Origin of the sequence: Scandinavium sp. (genome assembly GCF_036271055.1) — a bacterium.
GTDB lineage: Bacteria > Pseudomonadota > Gammaproteobacteria > Enterobacterales > Enterobacteriaceae > Scandinavium.
Genome location: NZ_DATBBJ010000070.1, coordinates 223266 through 246857, shown reverse-complemented (window position 1 = coordinate 246857; position 23592 = coordinate 223266). Strand labels below are relative to the sequence as shown.

Genomic DNA, 23592 nt, shown 5'->3' with positions numbered 1-23592 from the left:
CACGCTCAACGCCTTCGCCGTTGGAAATTTTGCGAACAGTGAATGCAGAGTGCAGACCGCGGTTACGAATAGCGATAACCACGCCCTCGAATGCCTGCAGACGTTTTTTGGAACCTTCAACAACCCATACTTTCACTTCCACGGAATCACCCGGACGGAATGAAGGTTCGTCCTGCTTCATCTGCTCTTGTTCAATTTGCTTAATAATGTTGCTCATAATTTAATCTCTTATCCTGGGTAAACTGATATTTTGGGGGCTTACGCCTCACCATCATGTTTATGCTGCTGTTGTGCGTGTTCCCGTTGGAACTCCGCCAGCAACCGTACTTGCTCTTCAGTCAGAGCCAGGTTTTCCAGAAGTTCAGGTCTTCTCAGCCAGGTCCGGCCCAGCGACTGCTTCAAGCGCCAGCGACGTATCTCAGCATGGTTGCCTGACAGTAATACTGCCGGGACAGCCATCCCTTCCAACACTTCAGGGCGGGTATAGTGTGGACAGTCCAGCAATCCATCAGCAAAGGAATCTTCCGTTGCTGAAGCTTCATGGCCCAGAACGCCCGGAATAAACCGGGAAACTGAGTCAATCAGTGTCATTGCGGGTAACTCACCACCGCTGAGAACGTAATCGCCGATAGACCATTCTTCGTCAATCTCGGTTTGGATTACACGCTCATCTATCCCTTCATAACGACCGCAGACCAGAATCAACTTCTCACTGGTTGCCAGTTCGCAGACGCCTGCTTGATCAAGCTTGCGTCCCTGAGGTGAAAGATAAATCACCTTTGCGCCTTCACCTGCCGCGGCTTTTGCTGCATGAATGGCATCCCGTAAAGGTTGCACCATCATTAACATCCCCGGTCCGCCGCCGAAAGGACGTGAGTCCACGGTACGGTGCCGGTCATGAGCGAAATCACGAGGACTCCAGCTCTGGATGTTCAGCAGGCCATTTTTTACTGCCCGGCCAGTTACCCCGTAGTCGGTAATCGCGCGGAACATCTCAGGAAACAGGCTAACTACACCAATAAACACAAGCCAATCCCCATAGTGCCGTCTTTTACCGGTAATCCGGAGGTTTTAAAAACCAGGATCCCAATCTACTTCGATAACTCGAGTAGTGAGATCGACTTTCTTGATAACCTGCCCATCGAGGAACGGAACCAGCCGCTCCTTGATGCCAAATGCATCTTTCAGGTTTGCCTTAATGACGATAACGTCATTTGACCCGGTTTCCATCATATCGATGACTTTACCGAGGTCGTAGCCTTCAGTGGTCACTACCTGGCAGCCCATAAGGTCTTTCCAGTAGTAGGTCCCATCGTCCAGCTGAGGCAACTGCGAGGAATCGACGACAATTTCACAATTGGTCAGCAGATTCGCGACATCCCGATCGTCAATGCCTTTCAGCTTGATGACCAGATCCTGATTGTGGTGACGCCAGCTTTCCAGCTCGAGTTCTTGCCACTGACCCGCCTTCTGGATAAACCAGGGCTGATAGTCAAAAATGCTTTCGGCGTCTTCGGTGGAGGAAAACACTCTGAGCCAACCACGAATACCGTAGGAAGAGCCTATTTTTCCGAGAACAATCGGTTCAACGGGCGCTTTAGCGGCGAGTTGCTTGCTCATCATGACCACCGTGACAGATTAAGCTGCTTTGTTTGCTGCTTTGATAAGCGTAGCAACGCGATCGGAAACAGTAGCGCCCTGGCCAACCCAGTGAGCGATACGATCCAGATCCAGACGAGTTTCTTCTTCAGATGCCGCAGCGATCGGGTTGAAGAAACCAACGCGCTCGATGAAGCGACCGTTGCGTGCATTACGGCTGTCAGTAACAACAACCTGGTAGAACGGACGCTTTTTTGCGCCGTGACGTGCTAAACGAATAGTTACCATAACATCCTCTTGTGTGAATAAAACACCGGGCCCCATCGAGGGACGGAGCCCGGTGTTATATTAAAAGCCCGAAAATTTTACTCATTTCGGCGCAAAAAGCAATCTCTAAAGCGATTTAGCGCCCTGGAAAGCCCGGTGGCATCATGCCTTTCATGCCGCGCATCATCTTCGCCATTCCGCCCTTCTTCATTTTCTTCATCATGCGCTGCATGTCGTCGAACTGTTTCAGAAGACGGTTAACGTCCTGCACCTGCATGCCACAACCCGCCGCGATACGGCGTTTACGGGAACCCTTGATGATTTCCGGGTTGGCGCGCTCTTTGAACGTCATGGAATTAATGATCGCTTCCATGCGCACCAGCACTTTGTCATCCATCTGCGCTTTGACGTTGTCAGGGATCTGGCCCATGCCCGGCAGTTTGCCCATCAGGCTCGCCATGCCGCCCATGTTTTTCATCTGACGCAACTGGTCAAGGAAGTCGGTGAGGTCAAAGCCATCGCCTTTCTTGAGCTTGTTAGCCAGCTTTTCAGCCTGAGCGCGATCGACTTTGCTTTCGATATCTTCGATGAGCGACAGCATGTCGCCCATGCCGAGAATACGGGAGGCGATACGATCCGGGTGGAACGGCTCCAATGCCTCGGTTTTCTCACCGACGCCGAGGAATTTCACCGGTTTGCCAGTGATGTGGCGAATAGAGAGCGCCGCACCACCGCGAGCATCACCATCGACTTTCGTCAGAATCACGCCGGTCAGCGGCAGCGCTTCGTTAAACGCTTTCGCCGTATTGGCCGCATCCTGACCGGTCATGGCATCGACCACAAACAGCGTTTCTACCGGATTAATCGCGGCATGAACCTGTTTGATTTCGTCCATCATCGCTTCATCTACGTGCAGACGACCGGCGGTATCCACCAGCAGCACGTCGTAGAATTTCAGCTTCGCTTCTTTCAGCGCAGCATTAACGATATCAACGGGCTTCTGCGCCACGTCGGAGGGGAAGAAATCCACCCCCACTTGCTGAGCCAGAGTCTCCAGCTGTTTAATCGCCGCCGGGCGATACACATCCGCCGACACGACCAGCACTTTCTTCTTGTGCTTTTCACGCAGGAACTTACCGAGCTTACCCACACTGGTGGTTTTACCGGCACCTTGCAGGCCCGCCATCAGCACGACCGCTGGCGGCTGAGCGGCCAGGTTCAGCACCTGGTTCTCTTCGCCCATCGCCGCAACCAGTTCATTACGAACGATTTTGACGAATTCCTGGCCCGGGGTCAGGCTCTTGTTAACTTCATGCCCAACCGCGCTTTCTTTTACACGGTTGATGAAATCACGCACGACTGGCAGGGCGACGTCAGCTTCAAGCAGCGCCATGCGCACTTCGCGCAGCGTGTCTTTAATGTTGTCTTCAGTAAGACGTCCGCGCCCGCTGATATTGCGCAGCGTACTCGACAAACGATCGGTTAAATTATCAAACATTGTCTCTCGCCTGAGGTGGAAACGTTCGGTCGCCACAGCGACACATACACAGAATTTTGCCGCAGTATAACACGACACCGCACGAGTTGTGATGCAACGGTTGGAGCCTGAGTCTCGTAACGTTATACTGACTCTCTTTCATCACACGCCAATGTCGACATTTATATGCCTGTTTTTGCACTGCTCGCGCTTGTTGCCTACTCCATCAGCCTTGCGCTGATCATTCCTGGCCTGCTGCAAAAAAACAGCGGCTGGCGGCGCATGGCGATTCTGTCTGCGGTTATCGCCCTTATCTGCCATGCTTTCGCGCTGGAAGCACGGATTTTACCCGGCGGTGATAGCGGTCAAAACCTGAGCTTACTGAACGTTGGATCGCTGGTCAGTCTGATGATTTGTACGGTGATGACCATCGTGGCCTCCCGTAATCGTGGCTGGCTTTTGCTGCCGATTGTGTACGCTTTTGCCCTAATCAATCTCGCGTTCGCCACCTTCATGCCGAATGAATTTATTACGCATCTGGAAACCACACCGGGAATGATGGTGCACATTGGCTTGTCACTGTTTGCCTATGCGACGCTGATCATCGCCGCGTTGTATGCCTTTCAGCTGGCGTGGATTGATTATCAACTGAAGAATAAGAAACTCGCGTTCAGCAGTGAAATGCCGCCGCTAATGAGCATCGAACGCAAAATGTTCCACATCACCCAGGTTGGCGTAGTATTGCTGACATTAACCCTATGCACTGGACTGTTTTATCTGCACAATCTGTTCAGCGTCGAAAATATAGACAAAGCGGTCCTTTCTATTATCGCCTGGTTTGTCTATATCGTGTTGTTATGGGGTCATTATCATGAAGGCTGGCGCGGACGCCGTGTAGTCTGGTTTAACGTGGCGGGCGCAGGACTTCTGACGCTTGCCTATTTTGGTAGCCGCGTCCTGCAACAATTCGTGAGCTAAGACTTAAAGGAAATCCAGTTTGGAACATATCTCAACCACGACGCTCATTATCACACTTGTCGTCATGGTTTTTATCTCGGCCTACTTCTCCGGTTCGGAAACCGGGATGATGACGCTCAACCGCTATCGGTTACGTCATATGGCAAAACAGGGCAACAAAGCTGCAAAACGTGTTGAAAAGCTGCTGCGTAAACCCGATCGCCTGATTAGCCTGGTGCTCATCGGCAACAACCTCGTCAATATTCTCGCTTCCGCATTGGGTACTATCGTCGGTATTCGCCTGTATGGCGACGCGGGTGTCGCTATTGCAACCGGTGTGCTGACGTTTGTGGTGTTGATTTTCGCCGAAGTATTGCCGAAAACCATCGCGGCGCTGTATCCGGAAAAAGTCGCTTATCCGAGCAGTTTTTTGTTAGCCCCGCTGCAAATCTTAATGATGCCGCTGGTCTGGTTGCTCAATACCATTACCCGTCTTTTGATGCGGATGATGGGGATCAAAACCGAAACCTCCATCAGCAGCGCGCTCAGCAAAGACGAGCTGCGTACCATCGTCAACGAATCACGCTCGCAAATCTCCCGTCGTAATCAGGACATGCTGCTCTCGGTGCTGGACCTAGAAAAAGTCAGCGTCGATGACATCATGGTGCCGCGTAACGAAATCGTCGGCATCGATATCAACGACGACTGGAAATCTATCGTTCGCCAGCTTACCCACTCTCCTCACGGCCGTATTGTGCTGTACCGCGACTCGCTGGATGATGCCATCAGCATGCTGCGCGTACGCGAAGCCTATCGTCTGATGACCGAGAAAAAAGAGTTCACTAAAGAGGTTCTGCTGCGCGCTGCGGATGAAATCTACTACGTGCCGGAAGGTACGCCGCTCAGCACGCAACTGGTGAAGTTTCAGCGTAACAAGAAAAAAGCCGGTCTGGTCGTCGATGAATATGGCGATATCCAGGGACTGGTGACCGTTGAAGATATTCTGGAAGAGATCGTCGGTGATTTTACGACATCGATGTCCCCTTCACTGGCGGAAGAAGTGACACCGCAAAACGATGGTTCTGTGATTATCGACGGTACCGCCAACGTGCGTGAGCTGAATAAAGCCTTTAACTGGCAGTTTCCGGAAGATGAGGCCCGCACGATGAACGGCGTGATTCTGGAAGCGCTGGAAGAGATCCCTGCTGTCGGCACACGCGTGCGCATCAACCAGTTCGATATCGATATTCTCGATGTTCAGGACAATATGATTAAGCAGGTGAAAGTCGTGCCGGTGAAATCAATTCGGGAAAGTATTTCTGAATAACAGCATCCCTCTCCCCTGGCGGGGAGAGGGTAAAGCACAGGGCTTACGCCTTCGCTTTAGCGACCGAGACCATCGCCGCGCGAATGGTACGACCGTTCAGGGTATAACCCTTCTGCATCACCATCAGCACGTTACCTGCCGCGACTTCATCTGACTCAACCATCGCAATGGCCTGATGCACGTTCGGATCCATTGGCACGTTGGTATCACCCACCACTTCAACACCATACTTACGTACAACGTCGAGCATGGATTTCAACGTCAGGTCAATACCTTCAACCATTGGGGCCATATCCGGGTTCGCTTTATCAGCGACTTCCAGCGCACGGTCAAGACTGTCGATAACCGGCAGAAGATCGTTGACGAACTTCTCCAGCGCAAATTTATGCGCTTTCTCGACGTCCAGTTCGGTACGACGACGCAGGTTTTCCATTTCAGCCTTGATACGCAGCACGCCGTCGCGCTCGCGGTTCTCCGCTTCGGCAAGTTGAGCTTCCAGATTCGCAATTTTCTCATCGCGCGGATCCACCTGCTCAGCCGAAGTATCAGGCTCCACGGCCTCTACTTCATCGTGCTGGTCCTTGATAATTTCTTCCGGGGCTTGCCCCTCAGGCGTTTTCTGATCTTTACTACTCATGAATTTCTCCGCGTTTTTTCGTATTCATCTCGCTGACTTCGCTTATTATGGGGATCATGCTGCGGGTTTCAAGGGAAGCAGGCACATTGTCATCATTCATTTGCACAAGGACCTCCAGAAAATGAACAACCATTTCAAGTGTATCGGTATTGTCGGTCATCCCCGTCACCCTACCGCGCTCACCACACATGAAATGCTGTACCGCTGGCTGTGCACCAAAGGCTACAACGTTATCGTTGAGCAACAAATTGCCCGCGAGCTGCAATTGAAGAACGTTGCCACTGGCACGCTCGCGGAAATTGGTCAGCAAGCCGACCTGGCCGTCGTGGTGGGCGGCGATGGCAATATGCTCGGGGCTGCGCGTACGCTTGCGCGTTACGACATTAAAGTCATCGGCATCAACCGTGGCAATTTGGGCTTCCTGACCGATCTCGACCCTGACAATGCCCATCAGCAGTTGGCTGATGTCCTGGAAGGCCACTATATCACCGAGAAGCGCTTTCTGCTTGAAGCACAGGTCTGCCAAAAAGAGTGCCAGAAACGCATCAGCACAGCGATAAATGAAGTGGTTTTGCACCCGGGGAAAGTGGCGCACATGATCGAGTTTGAAGTGTATATCGATGAAGTGTTTGCCTTCTCTCAGCGTTCTGACGGTCTGATTATTTCCACACCGACCGGTTCAACTGCCTATTCTCTCTCTGCGGGCGGTCCGATTCTGACGCCTTCCCTGGATGCCATCACGCTGGTGCCAATGTTCCCGCACACGCTCTCCGCACGTCCGTTGGTTATCAACAGCAGCAGTACGATTCGCCTGCGCTTTGCACACCCGCGCACAGATCTGGAAATTAGCTGCGATAGTCAAATTGCCCTGCCGATTCAGGAAGGCGAAGACGTGTTGATCCGCCGCTGTGACTACCATCTCAACCTGATTCACCCGAAAGACTACAACTATTTCAACACCTTGAGTTCCAAACTCGGCTGGTCAAAAAAATTATTCTGATTTTGACATAACCTCTTTACTGTATAAAAAACCAGTTTATACTGTATGAAAACACAGTTATGGTTTTTCATACAGGAAGACAACAATGCTGGCACAACTGACCATCAGCAATTTTGCAATCGTACGTGAGCTTGAAATCGATTTTCAGAACGGTATGACGGCGATCACCGGGGAAACCGGTGCAGGTAAATCTATTGCAATTGATGCCCTCGGGTTGTGCCTGGGTGGCCGTGCAGAAGGTGATATCGTGCGTATGGGCGCTGCCCGCGCTGACCTCTGTGCTCGCTTTGCATTGAAAGACACCCCTGCCGCTCAGCGCTGGCTGGAAGCCAACCAGCTGGAAGACGGACGTGAGTGTTTACTTCGCCGCGTAATAAGCCACGACGGCCGTTCTCGTGGCTTTATTAACGGTACTGCCGTACCTCTTTCACAGCTGCGCGAGCTTGGCCAGTTGCTGATTCAAATCCACGGTCAGCACGCCCACCAGCTTCTGGTTAAACCTGAACATCAAAAATCCCTGCTTGATGGCTATGCAGGTGAGTCGGTACTCACTCAGCGTATGGCTGAGCATTACCATCAGTGGCACCAAAGCTGTCGTGATTTAGCTCAACATCAACAGCAAAGCCATGAACGTGCGGCACGTGCCGAATTGCTGCAATACCAACTGAAAGAGCTGAATGAATTCCAGCCGCTGGCTGGTGAATTTGAACAGATTGATGAAGAGTACAAACGCCTCGCCAACAGCGGTCAACTGATCAGCACCAGCCAACATGCGCTCACCCTGCTGGCCGATGGTGAAGATGCGAATCTGCAAAGCCAGTTGTATAGCGCACGTCAGTTAGTCACTGAACTGATTAGTATGGATAGCAAACTCTCCGGAGTGCTGGAGATGCTCGAAGAAGCCTCGATCCAGTTGAGTGAAGCCAGCGATGAACTCCGCCATTATTGCGACCGCCTCGATCTCGATCCCAATCGCCTGTTCGAGCTGGAACAACGTATCTCTCGGCAAATTGCGCTGGCCCGTAAGCATAACGTCACGCCAGAAGAACTCCCGGCGTTTTATCAGTCGCTGCTTGACGAGCAACATCAGCTCGACGATCAAGCCGATTCGCTCGAAACCCTGAGCCTTGCAGTCAGTAAGCATCACCAGCAGGCGCTGGAAACCGCAGCAGAGCTACACGCTTTGCGTGTGAGCAGCGCCACAGAGCTGGCGGGGCTGATTACTGAAAGCATGCACTCACTCTCTATGCCACACGGCCAATTCGCTATTGAAGTGAGCTTTGAAGAAAATCATCTGACGGCTGAAGGCGCGGACCGCATTGAGTTCCGGGTCACCACCAACCCAGGACAGCCATTACAGCCCATTGCCAAAGTCGCATCCGGTGGTGAGCTTTCCCGTATCGCGCTGTCTATTCAAGTGATCACCGCGCGGAAAATGGAAACCCCGGCACTGATTTTCGATGAAGTGGATGTCGGTATCAGCGGCCCGACCGCTGCGGTCGTCGGCAAACTGCTGCGCCAGTTAGGTGAATCCACACAGGTGATGTGCGTTACGCATCTGCCACAGGTCGCTGGCTGCGGACATCATCATTTCTATGTCAGTAAAGAAACTGACGGTGCCATGACCGAAACACACATGCAGCCGCTGGATAAACGCGCACGTTTGCAGGAACTGGCGCGCCTGCTTGGCGGAAGTGAAGTCACCCGCAACACGCTGGCGAACGCCAAAGAGTTGTTGGCTGCGTAAACTTTTTTGGGTTCCCAGGGTCTGAGTTCACAACAAAAAGCACCAACAGACCTGACGCTAAAGGCCTTAGCCAACGCATCTTTCAAGTTGATAGATGAAGGGGCATACATAAAATCATTCGAGCTGTATCAAGGCGGTAAGCGAACGAATCCCTGGGAGCATAGAAAACTATGTGACTGGGGTGAGAACGAGAAGCCAATGCAGAGGCAGTTCGAAGGATGAAGTGTATAAAGGTTTTAATGTGATGAAAGGTCTATTATCATCGACATATTACAATTGAGCCGTGAACTGCTCGGGCCCGAAAAGGAATGAAATCACTATGCGCTGTAAAATGCTGACTGCTGCCGCAGCGGTTCTTCTGATGTTGACCGCAGGCTGTTCCACTCTGGAGCGAGTGGTTTACCGTCCTGATATCAACCAGGGTAACTATCTGGCACCTAATGACATCGCAAAAATTCGTGTCGGCATGACACAACAGCAGGTTGCTTATGCCCTCGGCACCCCAATGATGTCCGATCCATTCGGGACCAACACCTGGTTCTACGTGTTCCGTCAGGAACCGGGCCACGAGAAAGTGACCCAGCAGACGCTGACACTGACCTTCAACAGCAGCGGCGTGTTGACCAACATCGACAACAAACCCGCGCTGACAAGCAACTAAGCCTTGTAACAGACGTAAAAATAGCGCTCATTGAGCGCTATTTTATTTTCCAGCCTTCTCTGCTCGCTGTCGGCGTAACGCTTTGGGATCTGCAATCAATGGACGATAAATTTCAACTCTATCGCCATCATGTACTTCGTCCTTCAGTTTCACCGCCCGGCTCCAGATCCCGACTTTGTTGCTACTCAGAGAGATCTCCGGTCGCAACCTCATTAACCCGCTGGCGACAACCGCCTGTTCGACGGTAGCACCTTCGTCAAGCGACACTTTTTGCAGGTACTGTTTTTCCGGCAAAGCGTAAACCACTTCCACCGTTATCTTAGCCGACACTGTAAACCTCTTTGGCACGCACCGTGAACGCTTGCACCATATTCGAAGCCAGCTCTTTAAAGATCCGCCCAAACGCCATTTCGATCAGCTTATTGGTGAACTCAAAATCCAGATGGAACTCAATTTTGCAGGCATCCTGGCTGAGCGGCGTGAACTTCCAGCCGCCGATCAATTTCTTGAACGGTCCGTCCACCAAATGCATCAGAATGCTTTGGTTATCGGTCAGCGTATTGCGCGTGGTAAAGGTTTTGCTGATCCCCGCTTTTGAGACATCAACCGCCGCCGTCATTTGCGAAGGTCCGGCTTCCAGCACACGGCTACCGGTGCAGCCAGGTATGAAATCGGGATAAGCATCCACATCATTTACGAGTTGGTACATCTGTTCCGCGCTGTACGGCACCAGTGCAGTACGACTAATCTGAGGCATAGCAATTTCCACTCACTGTCATGGGGCAAATAATATCATTTATCCCCTGTTAAAAAAAACGCTGTGCCACAACTCGTGCTAAGATACCGCATTGCGCCTCGCGGGAGGATTGAGGCAATGTACAGAAAAGATGACTTCAGGACACTATGACTAAGAAAAAAGCACACAAACCTGGATCTGCCACCATCGCGATGAATAAACGCGCCCGTCACGAATATTTTATCGAAGATGAATATGAAGCGGGTCTGTCTCTGCAAGGCTGGGAAGTGAAATCCCTGCGTGCAGGCAAAGCCAACATCAGCGATAGCTACGTGATCCTCATCGATGGCGAAGCCTTCCTGTTTGGTGCCAACTTCACGCCGCTGGCCGTTGCATCAAGCCACTATGTTTGCGACCCTATCCGCACGCGTAAATTGCTGTTGAAGCAGCGCGAACTGGACACCCTTTATGGTCTGATTAATCGCGACGGTTACACCGTGGTTGCACTCTCCCTGTACTGGAAGAACGCCTGGTGTAAAGTGAAGATTGGCGTAGCAAAAGGTAAGAAACAGCACGACAAACGTTCCGACCTGAAAGAACAGGAATGGGCGCGTGATAAAGCTCGCATCATGAAAAATGCAGGCCGCTAAATCGCCTTTCAACTGAAACTGTCCCGGCAAAGTGCATTATACTGTCGGGACAACGTTTGCCCCTCCCACTTTTCTCTTCAATCTCATTAAAATAACTTCTAACTGCATTTCCCCACCGTAAATATTTTTTCTATCCTCATTTATCCCTAAACAACAAGATATATCATGTAACCTGCACCTTACTTATTTATCAATATTATTTCCGAGGTAGCACAAAGGAACAGAGATCGCATACGGCGGGAATAGTAAAAAGAAAAACCGGATGTTTATCACAGAATCCTTCCGTGCAAAACATTAGTGATGGTAATCATTCTCAATATTAATACAGTCAGTATGATTTTATTTTTGTCAGCACTATCCTCTACAGATCAACACATTAAACCTAAACTGCCTCACAAGATCTTCTCATGACTGCCCTGGCCAGCAAGGATGCCACCTGTCATAAGGACTAAACATTCACTTTTGCTTAACCACAGTTAACCCTTGCTTAATTTGCGAATTCTTTCGTTCCTGTCTATATCATGATCAGCACGCAGCAAAATTAAGCCGATAAAAAACAGGGGTTTTGGTCTCAAGATAATTCACGCGTAAACCTGCACACACATAATTTATTGACTGCTTTCAATGGCAACGGATTCGCTCGCGAAAAATTTAAGATAAGTGTCAAGTTATTTAAGACATTAACTGCAGGAATACATTTTTATTTTGTGACTCTTTAACCTTGCTCGCAAAAACGGTAGCACCATCTACATCGAATGGAGTGATAACCATGGGTCCTATTTCTATTGTTTCCGAATTGACTGGCGTCACCAGCAATGTGGCCGCTTCTGAAATCACTCTTTCTGCTCCCTCTGTTGTGAAGCTTCAGCTTGAACGATCGGATATCGCCTCTATCACACGCTCCGGCCAGGACATGGTCATTAAGCTCCATTCGGGCGAAACCATTGCCATTCATAATTTTTACGTCACGTACCCGGAAGGCACTAACCAGCTGGTGCTGGTCGACAGCCATGGCGCGTTGTGGTGGGTACAGGACACCGCCAGCGGTTTTCATTTCCAGCAAATAGAGAATCTTGATGCCTTTATGGTTGCCGAAGGCCATTCCGATGGCGCGGCTATTTGGCCATGGGTGCTTGGCGGCGTTGCCGTTGCCGCGGGTATTGGCATCGCTGCAGGAGGCGGCGGTGGTGGTGGAGGTGGCGGTTCCGACGATAATTCCGGAAATGGGAACAATGGAAATGGAAACGGCAACGGAAATGGCAATGGGAATAACGGCAATGGAAACGGTAATGGCAATACAGACACGACACCGCCAACCGCACCAACCAACCTGGCTGTTTCCCCGGACGGCACCACGCTGACCGGTAAAGCCGAACCCGGAAGCACCGTTGAAGTAAAAGGCCCCGACGGGACCGTCATTGGTAAAGGCACCACAAACAGCGACGGGCATTTCAGCATCACGCTCGATAAGCCGCAGATTAGCGGAGAACATCTGACCGTTAATGCCACCGATAAAGCAGGCAATCATGGCCCATCTGCTGAGGTGACCGCCCCGACTATCGATCTCCCGGATACCCCGGTGATCCTCAGCGCAGTTGACGATCACGGAGTGACCCCCACTTCCATCAGCAATAATCAGATTACCAGTGACAACACGCCGCTGTTGAAAGGCACGGGTACTGCGGGCAGTACGGTACATATTTTTGAAAATGGCCACCAGATTGGCACCGCGATCGTCGGTAACGACGGTACGTGGAGTTTTTCCATCAGTTCAGCACTGGCTGACGGTAAATATTCCTTCACCGCGATTTCTTTCAACCTGAAAGGCCATAGCGCAGAATCCACGCATTTCTCGATTACCGTTGATACCACCGCGCCGGACGCACCTCAGCTCACGGCGGTGACCGATGACGTCGGCTCCATCGTGGGCGCGTTACACGGCGGATCAGTGACCGATGATACCAAACCAACGTTCAGCGGTAAGGGCGAAGCAGGCGACACCATCACGCTCTATGATGGGCAAACCAAAATTGGCACCACGATTGTCAATTCCAGCGGAAACTGGAGTTTTACCCCTTCTCAGGCTTTGGGTGAAGGCACGCACAACATCAGCATTACCCAAACCGATCTGGCTGGAAACGTCAGCCCACCGACCACGGTCCCGCCCTTCACCGTCGATACTACCCCGCCTGACGCACCTCAGTTCTCAGCGGTGACCGACGATGTCGGCTCTATTGTGGGCGCATTACAAGGTGGTTCGGTCACCGATGATGCCAAACCGACGTTCAGTGGCAAGGGTGAAGTAGGCGACACCATCACGCTTTATGACGGGCAAACCAAAATCGGCACCACGACTGTCGATTCCAGCGGAAACTGGAGCTTTACCCCTTCTCAGGCTCTGGGTGATGGCCCACACCTCATCACCCTTACCCAATCCGATCTGGCTGGAAATGTCAGCACAACAACCACGGTCCCGACCTTTACCGTCGATACCACGCCACCAAATCCAGCCGTTATCACTGACGTTGCTGAAAATGGCGCTACCGTCAGCGGTACGGCTGAAGCGGGGAGCACCATTTCCATTTACGACAGCAGCAACACGCTGCTTGGCACCACCCTCGTGGGCAGCAACGGAGAATTCACCGTCACGCTTAATCCGGCGCAAACCCATGCCCAAGATCTGGAAGCTCGCATTCAGGATACGGCGGGCAACGTCGGCCAGCCCACTGATTTCACTGCTTCCGACTCCGGCTTCCCCGTCCAGCCGATTATCGTCAGCGTTGCTGATGATGTGACTCCGGTTACTGGCAACGTCGCCAGCGGCGGCATTACCAACGACAATACGCCGACGCTCCACGGTACGGCTGAGCCGAATGCCACCATCATTATCAGTGATAACGGCGTCGCTCTGAGCCCATCGGTGGAAGCCGATATCGATGGCAACTGGAGCTACACGCCGACACTGATGGATGGCGACCATATCTTTACCGCTACCGCAACAAACACCGCCGGAACCAGCGCCGCATCAACCTCATTTACCGTTGATGTCGATACCCTCATTCCGACTCTGAATGATCTCGAGGTTGTCGATCAGGGACATACCCTGACCGGGAGCACCGAAGCGGGCAGCACTGTGGTAGTGAAAGACAGTTTCGGGACCCAGCTTGGCACCGGAACCGCCGATCAGAGCGGGAATTTCTCTATCACGCTAAGCACACCAAAAGCCAACGGTGAATCGCTGACCGTCAGCGTGACTGACAGAGCGGCAAACATCGGCATTCCAGAAAACGTCATCGCGCCGGATACCACCCCGCCTAACCCGCCAACCGGTCTGGTGGTCACGCCGGATGGTCTGCATGTCACCGGCCAGGCTGAGCCGAACAGCACCATTACCATCACCGACGGGAATGGCATCGTGATTGGGTCCGGCATCACCAATGGCCTTGGGAATTTCATTGCTACGCTGACGACAACGCCTCAGCTTAACGGTCAGGGTCTGCTGGCGATAGCCACCGATGCTGCGCATAACCCAAGCTTGCCTGCGAGCGTCGTGGCCCCCGATACCACCCCGCCGGAAGCGCCATCCGGACTGGCTGTTAACGCCACAGGCACACAGCTGACCGGTAACGCCGAAGCGGGCAGCACGGTAACAGTTAAAGATCCTGATGGCACCGTTGTTGCTACTGGCAAAGCGGATTCAGGTGGTCACTTTACCGTGACGCTTTCCCCGGCCCAGGATAACGGTGAACACCTTGCGGTGACTGCCACTGATTTAGCCAATAACACCAGTCTGCCTGGCTATATCGATGCACCGGACATTACCGCACCGGATCAGCCTGTTATTTTGCAAGTCATGGACGATATGCCGGGTATTATCGGCGCGATTAATAGCGGTGACACCACCAACGACGCCACACCGACGCTCTCCGGCACAGCGGAAGTGGGCTCTACGGTTAAGGTTTACGAGAACGGTAATTTGCTCGGTACGGCGACCATCGACGGCAGCGGTAACTGGAGCTTTACGCCAGGCAGCGCGCTTTCCGATGGCAGCCATCAGTTTACCGTAACCTCAACGGATGCAGGCGGAAACACCAGCACTTCCGCACCATGGAACATTCTGGTCGATACCGTCGCGCCGCAGGTGCCGACCATTACCCTGGTGAATGACGATATGGTCGGTATTACCGGACCGGTCGCGAATGCAGGGCTGACTAACGACAGCACCCCAACCGTCAGCGGTACCGGGCAGCCGGGTTCGATTGTCCATTTGTTTGATAACGATGTCTTTGTCGCCAATATTACCGTCACGCCGAGCGGCACCTGGAGCTACACGTTTCCGGCCGATGGCGCGCTGGTTGGCACTTCGCATTCGCTAACGGTCAATGCCAGCGACGATTACGGCAACACTTCGGGCGATTCCGCCGCCTGGACTTTCACGCTGGATACCACCCCGCCTGCAGTGCCAGGTCTTACGCTGACCACCAGCGGAAATGTCACTCTCGATCCCGATGCACTGACCAATGAAACCAAGCCGCACATGACCGGCACCGGTGACGTAGGTTCGGTTATCACTATTTATGACAACGGCACCGAAATCGGCCAGGTGACGGTCGGCCCACTCGGCACCTGGACCTTCACGCCGCCATTGGCGCTGGGCGATGGTTCACATACTTTCACTGCCAGCGCCACCGATCCTGCGGGTAACGTCAGCGCTAATGCCAGCTTCGCGCTAAATGTGGATGCCACGGCCCCGAATCCACCAGTGGTAATTTCCGCCACGGTCGAAGGCAGCAGCGGTGATGTGCTGCTCGCAAACGGCAGCACCACCAACGAAACAGAGCCACTGCTTAAAGGCAGTAGCGAAGCCAACGCTTTCGTTGACCTGTACAACAACGGCGACTTCCTCGCCCGGGTTCAGGCAGATGGCAGCGGGGCCTGGAGTTACCAGCCGGGTACAGCCCTGGGCGAGGGCCTGCATATCATCACCGCGAAAGCCACCGATGCGGCTGGAAACACCAGTCCACTCTCCAGTGGCTTCTCTATTGATATTGATATCACGGCACCTATTACCCCGGTAGCGCCGCTGGTGACCGATAACGTCATTCCAGTCGTCGGCAACGTTGTGGACGGTGGCGCAACCAACGACACCACGCCAACCTTCAGCGGAACGGGCGAAGTAGGCAGCACCATCACTATTTACAACGGCGCGGGTATTCTTGGCACCGCGACCGTCAACGAAAGCGGAAGCTGGACGTTCACCCCGTCCTCCCCGCTCCCGGCTGTCAGTTACGTCATTACCACCACTGAAACGGATGTCGCAGGGAACACCAGCCTGCATTCTCCGACGGTGAATTTCACCATTGATACGAGCGCACCGACAACGCCGACTATCGATTATGCCCAGGACGATGTCGCCCCAGTTCTGGGTCAGGTGAATACCGGTGGCACCACCGATGACAATACCCCAGTGCTGCACGGCACCGCTGAAATCGGTAGCACGGTGACAATTTTCAACGGCTCCACCCTTGTTGGCACGGCTGTCGCTGACGGCAGCGGCAACTGGTCGCTTGCCCTGGGCACGCTGACTGATAACGCCTACACCTTCACCGCCATCGCCACCGATAAAGCAGGCAACCCGAGCGGTAGCTCGGCGTCGTTCACGCTGACGGTGGATACCACAGTGCTGCTGCCGCCGGTTGTGGAACATATCACGGATGATTTCGGCGTCATTCAGGGCGACCTGACCACTGGCATGTATACCGACGACCGCACACTGGCGATATCGGGAACAGGCCAGAACGGTACTACGGTGGTCATTTACGATAATGGTATAGAGATAGGCACCGCTGCGGTAAGTGGTGGGCAATGGACCTTTAATACGCCACAACTGGCTGTCGATCCGCTCACAGAAACACAGCACAGTTTCACCTTCTCTACCCGGGAAGGTGCAGAAGAAACCACCCAGACAACGCCAGTTGTTATCATTGTCGATATCAATCCACCAGCCGACCCGACCAACCTTGTTACCTCCGCTGACGGCACCACCGTCACGGGTCTCGCGGAAGGGAACTCCACGGTTATCATTAAAGACGCCGATGGAAATGTGCTTGGTCAGGGCACAGCCAATGCGCTCGGCAATTTCACTGTCACACTCTCTCCGGCACAAACCGGTGGACAAACGCTGACGGCGGTTGACCAGGATCGGGCTGGCAACCAAAGCGGTGGCGTAGATTTTGGTGCTTCCAACACCGGCCTGCCGGATGTGCCGTCCATTACGCAAATCCTTGATAACGTCGGCAGCGTGACCGGTCCGGTTGCCCCTGGCGGCAGCACCGATGACACCACCCCGACGCTGAGCGGTAAAGCTGATGCCAACGCCACGGTGCATATCTTTATCGATGGTAGTTTGATTGAAGCGGGTAGTGTCGTCGCAGACGGCAGCGGTAACTGGAGTTTCACGTCTCCCGCCCTGCTCGAAGGACCACACAGCTTTACGGTTTCGGCAAGCAACGCTGTGGGAACCGGCGCACTTTCCGCGCCAACGAACATCACCGTCGATCTGAGCGCCCCACTCCAGCCCGTTATTCTCAACGCCACGGATGACGTTCCGGCCGTTGTGGGCACTGTCCTCAGCGGGCAGTTGACCAACGATGCGCGTCCAACGCTCAACGGTACGAGTGAACCCAACGCCACTGTCACTCTCTATGATAATGGCGTGAAAATTGGTACGGCTCAGGCGAATGGCAGCGGGCTCTGGAGCTTCACACCGTCAAGCGATCTCGCCAGCATTTCCCATGATTTCACGGCACAAGCCACCGATGCCGCCGGAAACACCGGGGCCGCGTCCGGTATCTTTACGCTCAACATTGACGCCCTCGCGCCGAATGCTCCCGCTATCACCAGCGTGGCAAACGACAACGGTACATTGCCGGTCAATATCAATCAGGGCCAGTCGACCAACGATACAACGCCACTGCTCAGCGGTAGCGGTGAAATCGGCAGCACGATCAGCGTGTATGACAATGGGAATCTGCTGGGCACCGCCAATGTAGGTGGCGGCGGCACCTGGACCTTCCCGGTCGGCACCGTGCTCACCGACGGGCCGCATAGTTTTACCATCACCGCCACCGATGCGGCGGGCAACACCAGTTCGCCATCCACCGCCTTCCCGATTGTTATCGACACCGCGCCACCAGCCGTGCCAACGCTGTTGTCGGTCGTCGACGATCAGCCGGGCATTACCGGTACGCTGGTCAATGGTCAGCTCACCAACGACACCACGCCGACATTAAGTGGGCGCGGTGAAGTGGGCGCGACGGTGAATGTTTTCTCTGACGGAGCGTTAATTGGCAGTGCAACGGTGGACAGCGGCGGCGTCTGGACCGTCACGCCAACCACCCCGCTCACCAGCGGCCCACATGTTCTGACCGTCAGCCAGACCGATCCGGCGGGTAACATCAGCGCCAGCACCAACGGCTTCACAGTGAATGTGGATGCAACCGCTCCGGGCGCACCACTTATCACCTCCGTGGCGGATAACACCGCGCCGGTCATTGGCGTTGTGCCAAACGGCGGCAATACCAACGAAACCCATCCGGCGATCAGCGGAACCGGCGAAATCGGCTCGACGATTACGTTGTACAACGGCTCGACGGTGCTCGGCACCACCACCGTTAACGGCGCAGGGAACTGGAGCTTTACACCGACAACCGCGCTGACCAGCGGCACCTGGAATATTACCGCGACAGCGACCGATGCGGCGGGCAATACCGGAGCGCTGTCTGACGTTCGCAGCTTTACCGTCGACACGCTGGCACCGACTCTCCCAACCATTACGACCGTATTTGACGACCAGGGCACCGTGACAGGCAATCTGGTTTCCGGCGCGGTCACCGACGACACACAACCCGCCGTCAGCGGCAGCAGCGAAGCCAACGCCACCGTTAAGATTTATGACAACGGAAGCCTGGTCGCAACTGTCACCGCCAATGGCAGCGGTGCATGGAACTGGACGCCGGGTGCCGCGCTGGCTCAAGGCAACCATATCCTGACCGTGACCGCGACAGATGCCGCAGGTAACGTCAGCCTAACGTCCAATAGCTTCACCTTTGTGGTCGATTCGCAGGCCCCGCTGGCTCCAGTCATCACAGCGCTTGCCGATGACGTCACGCCAGTTATCGGACCAATAGTGGTCGGTCAAACCACCAACGACAACACCCCAACACTGACGGGTACGGCGGAAGTGGGGGCCACAGTAAACATTTACGACGGCACTACGCTGGTCGCGACGACCACGGCAGATACACTCGGTAACTGGCTGGTCACCACCTCGACACTGGGCGATGGCCCGCATTCATTGACCGCAAAATCAACAGATGCGGCAGGTAACGTCAGTCCTGCGTCGGCAGGCTTTGCGATCACCATCGATACCTCAGCGCCAGTGGCTCCGGTATTGCTGACCGTCACGGACGATGTGACCGGCGGTGCGTTCGGGGCGCTGACAACCGGGCAACTCACCAATGACAACAAACCGACGCTGACAGGTACAGCCGAAGCGGGTAGCACTGTCAGCGTTTACGATGGTTCAACCTTACTGGGTACGACTGTCGCGACAGGCGGTAACTGGAGCTTTACGCCAGCAACCGGGTTGTCCGATGGCTCACACACGTTGACCATTACCGCCACCGATGCGGCGGGCAACGTTAGCCCGGCAGCAGGTAACTTCGTGGTTGTGGTGGATGCCACCGCGCCAGTGATGCCAGTTATCACCCTCATCAACGACGATGTGCCGAATATCGTCGGCGCGGTGGGGAACGGCCAGCCAACCAACGATGCTCAACCAACGCTGAACGGTACAGCGGAAGCCAACAGTACGGTGAGGATCTACGATAACGGCGCATTAGTCACCACCGTAACCGCGAGCGCCGGAGGAACATGGGCGTGGACGCCACCTGCCGCACTTGCACAAGGGAATCACAGCTACACCGTGACCTCCACCGATACGGCGGGTAACCTCAGCGCAACGTCTACGACGGCGGCGATTATTGTCGATACCATCGCCCCAGGCGCGGTCACTAACCTGGCGGCGAACGCCACCGGGACTCGTATCACGGGTACAGCTGAAGCCAACAGTACCGTCACCATTACCAGCAGCACCGGTACGGTTCTGGGTACGGCCACCGCCGACGGAACGGGTGCCTTTACGGTGACCATTTCACCTGCACAAACCAGCGGTCAGGGGCTACTGGCCTTCGCGCAGGACAGAGCGGGCAACGTCGGCATCAACACGCCGTTTACCGCACCGGATACTCGCGTACCGGACGCACCGACCATCACCAGCGTTGTGGACGACGTGCAGAGCTATACCGGCTCGCTGACCAACGGACAATTGACCAACGATCCAACGCCAACCCTGAGCGGCCTCGCACAGGCGAACGCGACGGTGAATGTCTACAACAACGGCACACTGCTTGGCACGACAACCGCCAACGCCAGCGGCGTGTGGAACTTCACCCCTGGCGGCAATTTGACAGAAGGCAACCACGCCTTCACGGCTACCGCCACTAACGCCAACGGCACCGGGGCCGCTTCGTCGTCCATTTCGGTGATTGTCGACACCACTGCGCCTAACACGCCGACCATTAACATCAGCGCGGACGGCAGCACGTTGAGCGGTGTCGCCGAAGCCAACAGCACCGTGACCATCACGCTGCCGGGCGGTGGCGGAACGCTTACCACCACAGCAGGCAGTAACGGTGCGTGGACGCTGACGCTGCCAGTGCGTGAAATCGAAGGCCAGACGCTTTCAGCGACGGCGACGGACGTCGCGGGTAACACGTCCGGCTCTGCCTCGGTTATCGCGCCAAATCTGCCGTTGTCGGCGAGTGATAACGTCACCAGTCTGGCGTTAACCTCGACCGCCACCACCAGCACCGAGCACCTCACCGATTACGGTTTGCTGTTGGTCGGCGCGCTGGGCAATGTGGCGTCTGTCCTGGGGAATGACACCGCGCAGGTGACGTTCACCATTGCTAACGGTGGTTCCGGCGATGTCACCATTGACGCGGCGGCAACTGGCATCGTGCTGTCACTGCTCTCCACTCAGGAGATCGTGGTGCAGCGATTCGATACCGCCAGCGGTTCATGGACTACCTTTGTTGACACCTCAGCCGGGGCGTTCGCTAACCTGCTGACGCTCAATGGCAGCGGCGTCCAGCTCAGTCTCACCGGACTGACCGGTGGGCAGTATCGCGTCCTGACTTACAACTCCAGTCTGCTGGCGACAGGGTCTTACACCAGCCTTGACGTGGACGTACAGAAAACCACGGCCGGCACCGTCAGCGGCACAACGTCGCATACGGGTAACGTCATTCTTGATATCGACCCGACCAACGGAGAAGACAACGCGCCAACAGGCACAACGGTTACGCAAGTCACCAATGCTAATGGTGTCGTGACAACCGTAGGCGCTGCCGGGGCGGATATTGTTGGCCTGTACGGTACGCTGCACATCAGCCAGGACGGCAGCTACACCTATACGTTGACCAACACCTCTGCGGCGGTGCTGGGGCACAAGGAGAGTTTCACTTACACCATTACCCACCTCGGCGTCAGCGATTCGGCACAGTTGATTGTCACCCTTGGTCCGGTTCCGGCAGCGAGCACCGTGGTCACCGCCGATGACAGCGCATCGCTGGTCTTCAACACCGATGTTTCTGCCATCAATAATGGTGCATCGTCGCAATCGGGCTTTACGGTGGTTGGCGTAGGACTGGGGAATGTGTTGAGCCTCGACGTGCTTGCCAACATGAGCAACCCGATTAAGTTTGATGTCGATGACGGCAGCACTCGCACCCTGACGCTGCAATCGTCAGTCGGCGGCGTGGCGCTGGCCTCAACCTTTGATCTCTACATCTACCGCTTCAACGATCTGACTCAGCAGTACGAGCAGTATAAAGTGCAAAAAGGCTGGCTGAACGCGCCGTTGTTGGGTGGTCAGTCGAGTCAGTTGACGATGACTCTGCCGGGCGGCGAATACATATTCCTGTTGAACACCGCGAGCGGCGTGACGGCTTTGACCGGCTACACCCTCAATGTGTTGCAGGATCACACCTACGCTGTAGACAGCCTCACCGCCAGCACCACAGGCAATGTGCTGAGCAATGATGTGCTGCCAACCGGCGCTTTGCTAACGGAAGTGAATGGCGTGGCGGTATCGGCTACCGGTACGACCACCATTAACGGGCAGTACGGCACGCTGACTATTGATGCCCACGGCAATTACACTTACACCCTGAAAAGCGGTGTGGGGGCTGATGGCATCAACACGCCGGACAGCTTCATCTACACCGTTAAAGCGGCGAACGGGGATACAGACCGCGCTTCGTTGAACATCACTCCGACTCCGCACGCACTCGATGCGGTTAACGACACCAGCACAGTGATGCCGGTCACCACCGTTCAGGATACCACCGCCTACTCGGACACCAGCGTAGGAACGGCGAACTGGTCTAACCCTCTGATCGGCACCGGTTCCGGGAGCGGCAGCGGCGCCTTTACAGTCGATGCCAACACGCTGCTGCATAACGGGGTGCTGCACTTTGCGATCACCAGCGCACTTGCCATTGCCGGTTTGTCAGGCACCTGGACAATTACTCAGGGTGGTTCAGTGGTGCAACAAGGTACGTTCAGCGGCTCCAATACTGATATCAGCATTGCTGACCTCGGCGCAGGCAATTACACGCTGAACTTCACCGGCACCACCAGCGGACTGGGTCTTCTCGGCTCGTACACCGTCACGCCGTCCGTCACCGGGACGACGTATCACCTGGATGCGTTTGATACCAACAGCAGCACCGTTAACGGCAACATCTTCGATGGAACCGGCGCAGCGGGTGCGCTGGATCAGCTCTCGACGGTGCATACCACACTGACGGTGAACGGCTTTGGCGGCAGCACGGCGACACTCAACCCAACGGGCAGCACCAGCAGTGCCACCATTCAAGGGCATTACGGCACCCTGACCATGAACCTCGACGGCTCTTACACCTACGCCCTGAAGGCCGGTGTCAGCGTCGCGTCAATGACCAGCAAGGAGACGTTCACTTACACCCTTAACGACCAGAACGGCCACACCGATAGTGCCACGCTGACCATCGACATGAACCCGCAGATGGCAAGTAGCGCACAGCATGACGTGATAAACGGCTCGGCCTATGGCGACACGGTGATTTATCACCTGCTGAACAGCACCAATGCCACGGGCGGCAACGGCAGCGACGACTGGACGAACTTCAACCTCGCTCAGGGCGACAAAATCGATCTGCGTGAACTGCTGACCGGCTGGGATCACCAGGCGTCTACGCTCGGGAACTTCGTGCAGGTCAGCACCAGCGGGACGAACACGGTGATTTCCATCGACCGTGACGGAACAGGATCCACTTATCACTCAACGACTTTAATCACCCTGGACAACGTCCAAACCACGTTAACGGAGCTGATTCAACAGAACCACATTATCACCGGCTAGCCAAA

14 protein-coding genes and 1 pseudogene are annotated in these 23592 nt (G+C 54.7%); 7 read left to right on the top strand and 8 right to left on the bottom strand.

What is annotated here, in order from left to right; all coding sequences use genetic code 11:
- From rplS to ffh, 5 genes are all read right to left on the bottom strand, one after another.
- Window positions 1-217, bottom strand: a 217-nt coding sequence (gene rplS, locus VH187_RS13490; protein ID WP_329701949.1) for a 50S ribosomal protein L19, incomplete at its 3' end; no start/stop codon positions are given.
- Window positions 218-258: 41 nt separating this feature from the next.
- Window positions 259-1026: a tRNA (guanosine(37)-N1)-methyltransferase TrmD gene (gene trmD, locus VH187_RS13485; protein WP_329701948.1), complete on the bottom strand. Its 768-nt coding sequence runs from the start codon at window positions 1024-1026 to the stop codon at window positions 259-261.
- Window positions 1027-1071: 45 nt separating this feature from the next.
- Window positions 1072-1620, bottom strand: a complete 549-nt coding sequence (rimM, locus tag VH187_RS13480; RefSeq protein WP_329701962.1) for a ribosome maturation factor RimM — start codon at window positions 1618-1620, stop codon at window positions 1072-1074.
- An 18-nt stretch (window positions 1621-1638) separates the two neighbouring features.
- Window positions 1639-1887: a 30S ribosomal protein S16 gene (gene rpsP / locus VH187_RS13475; protein WP_329701947.1), complete on the bottom strand. Its 249-nt coding sequence runs from the start codon at window positions 1885-1887 to the stop codon at window positions 1639-1641.
- Window positions 1888-2002: 115 nt separating this feature from the next.
- The gene (gene ffh, locus VH187_RS13470; protein WP_329701946.1) at window positions 2003-3364 is read right to left on the bottom strand and encodes a signal recognition particle protein; all 1362 of its coding nucleotides are present in this window, start codon (window positions 3362-3364) and stop codon (window positions 2003-2005) included.
- Window positions 3365-3529: 165 nt separating this feature from the next.
- On the opposite strand from ffh, the gene VH187_RS13465 reads away from it, so the two are divergent.
- The gene (locus tag VH187_RS13465; RefSeq protein WP_110512053.1) at window positions 3530-4321 is read left to right on the top strand and encodes a cytochrome C assembly family protein; all 792 of its coding nucleotides are present in this window, start codon (window positions 3530-3532) and stop codon (window positions 4319-4321) included.
- Window positions 4322-4340: 19 nt separating this feature from the next.
- Window positions 4341-5627, top strand: coding sequence for an HlyC/CorC family transporter (locus VH187_RS13460; RefSeq protein WP_329701945.1), 1287 nt, complete (start codon window positions 4341-4343; stop codon window positions 5625-5627).
- Between the two features lie 43 nt (window positions 5628-5670).
- Here the strand turns inward: VH187_RS13460 and grpE are convergent, their stop codons facing one another.
- Window positions 5671-6264, bottom strand: a complete 594-nt coding sequence (gene grpE / locus VH187_RS13455; protein ID WP_329701944.1) for a nucleotide exchange factor GrpE — start codon at window positions 6262-6264, stop codon at window positions 5671-5673.
- Window positions 6265-6385: 121 nt separating this feature from the next.
- On the opposite strand from grpE, the gene nadK reads away from it, so the two are divergent.
- From nadK to bamE, 3 genes are all read left to right on the top strand, one after another.
- Entirely contained in the window at window positions 6386-7264 is an 879-nt protein-coding gene (gene nadK, locus VH187_RS13450) for an NAD(+) kinase (protein WP_329701943.1), read from the top strand.
- Window positions 7265-7349: 85 nt separating this feature from the next.
- On the top strand, window positions 7350-9011 hold the full coding sequence (recN, locus tag VH187_RS13445) for a DNA repair protein RecN (RefSeq protein WP_329701942.1): 1662 nt from the start codon (window positions 7350-7352) through the stop codon (window positions 9009-9011).
- Window positions 9012-9330: 319 nt separating this feature from the next.
- A complete protein-coding gene (gene bamE / locus VH187_RS13440; protein WP_329701941.1) occupies window positions 9331-9672 on the top strand; it encodes an outer membrane protein assembly factor BamE in 342 nt (113 codons plus the stop codon).
- A gap of 42 nt (window positions 9673-9714) precedes the next feature.
- Here the strand turns inward: bamE and VH187_RS13435 are convergent, their stop codons facing one another.
- Both VH187_RS13435 and VH187_RS13430 read right to left on the bottom strand, forming a co-directional pair.
- The gene (locus VH187_RS13435; RefSeq protein WP_329701940.1) at window positions 9715-10002 is read right to left on the bottom strand and encodes an RnfH family protein; all 288 of its coding nucleotides are present in this window, start codon (window positions 10000-10002) and stop codon (window positions 9715-9717) included.
- Window positions 9992-10429, bottom strand: a complete 438-nt coding sequence (locus VH187_RS13430) for a type II toxin-antitoxin system RatA family toxin (RefSeq protein ID WP_329701939.1) — start codon at window positions 10427-10429, stop codon at window positions 9992-9994. The genes VH187_RS13435 and VH187_RS13430 overlap by 11 nt, the downstream gene beginning before the upstream one ends.
- Window positions 10430-10575: 146 nt before the next feature.
- Here VH187_RS13430 and smpB point away from each other — a divergent pair, with 146 nt between their 5' ends.
- Together smpB and VH187_RS13420 are read left to right on the top strand one after the other, a co-directional pair.
- Window positions 10576-11058 carry an SsrA-binding protein SmpB gene (smpB, locus tag VH187_RS13425; RefSeq protein WP_329701938.1) on the top strand — a complete coding sequence of 161 codons (483 nt, stop codon included), beginning with the start codon at window positions 10576-10578 and terminating at the stop codon, window positions 11056-11058.
- 784 nt (window positions 11059-11842) lie between these two features.
- A pseudogene (locus VH187_RS13420) lies at window positions 11843-23587 on the top strand (BapA/Bap/LapF family large adhesin); the annotation flags it as partial.
- Between the last annotated feature and the right edge of the window lie 5 nt (window positions 23588-23592).

Bases quoted from the DNA above. Each gene is read 5' to 3' on its own strand.
- rimM (WP_329701962.1), bottom strand. From the start codon at position 1,620: ATGAGCAAGCAACTCGCCGCTAAAGCGCCCGTTGAACCGATTGTTCTC.
- rpsP (WP_329701947.1), bottom strand. From the start codon at position 1,887: ATGGTAACTATTCGTTTAGCACGTCACGGCGCAAAAAAGCGTCCGTTC.
- ffh (WP_329701946.1), bottom strand. From the start codon at position 3,364: ATGTTTGATAATTTAACCGATCGTTTGTCGAGTACGCTGCGCAATATC.
- VH187_RS13465 (WP_110512053.1), top strand. From the start codon at position 3,530: ATGCCTGTTTTTGCACTGCTCGCGCTTGTTGCCTACTCCATCAGCCTT.
- grpE (WP_329701944.1), bottom strand. From the start codon at position 6,264: ATGAGTAGTAAAGATCAGAAAACGCCTGAGGGGCAAGCCCCGGAAGAA.
- nadK (WP_329701943.1), top strand. From the start codon at position 6,386: ATGAACAACCATTTCAAGTGTATCGGTATTGTCGGTCATCCCCGTCAC.
- recN (WP_329701942.1), top strand. From the start codon at position 7,350: ATGCTGGCACAACTGACCATCAGCAATTTTGCAATCGTACGTGAGCTT.
- bamE (WP_329701941.1), top strand. From the start codon at position 9,331: ATGCGCTGTAAAATGCTGACTGCTGCCGCAGCGGTTCTTCTGATGTTG.
- VH187_RS13430 (WP_329701939.1), bottom strand. From the start codon at position 10,429: ATGCCTCAGATTAGTCGTACTGCACTGGTGCCGTACAGCGCGGAACAG.
- smpB (WP_329701938.1), top strand. From the start codon at position 10,576: ATGACTAAGAAAAAAGCACACAAACCTGGATCTGCCACCATCGCGATG.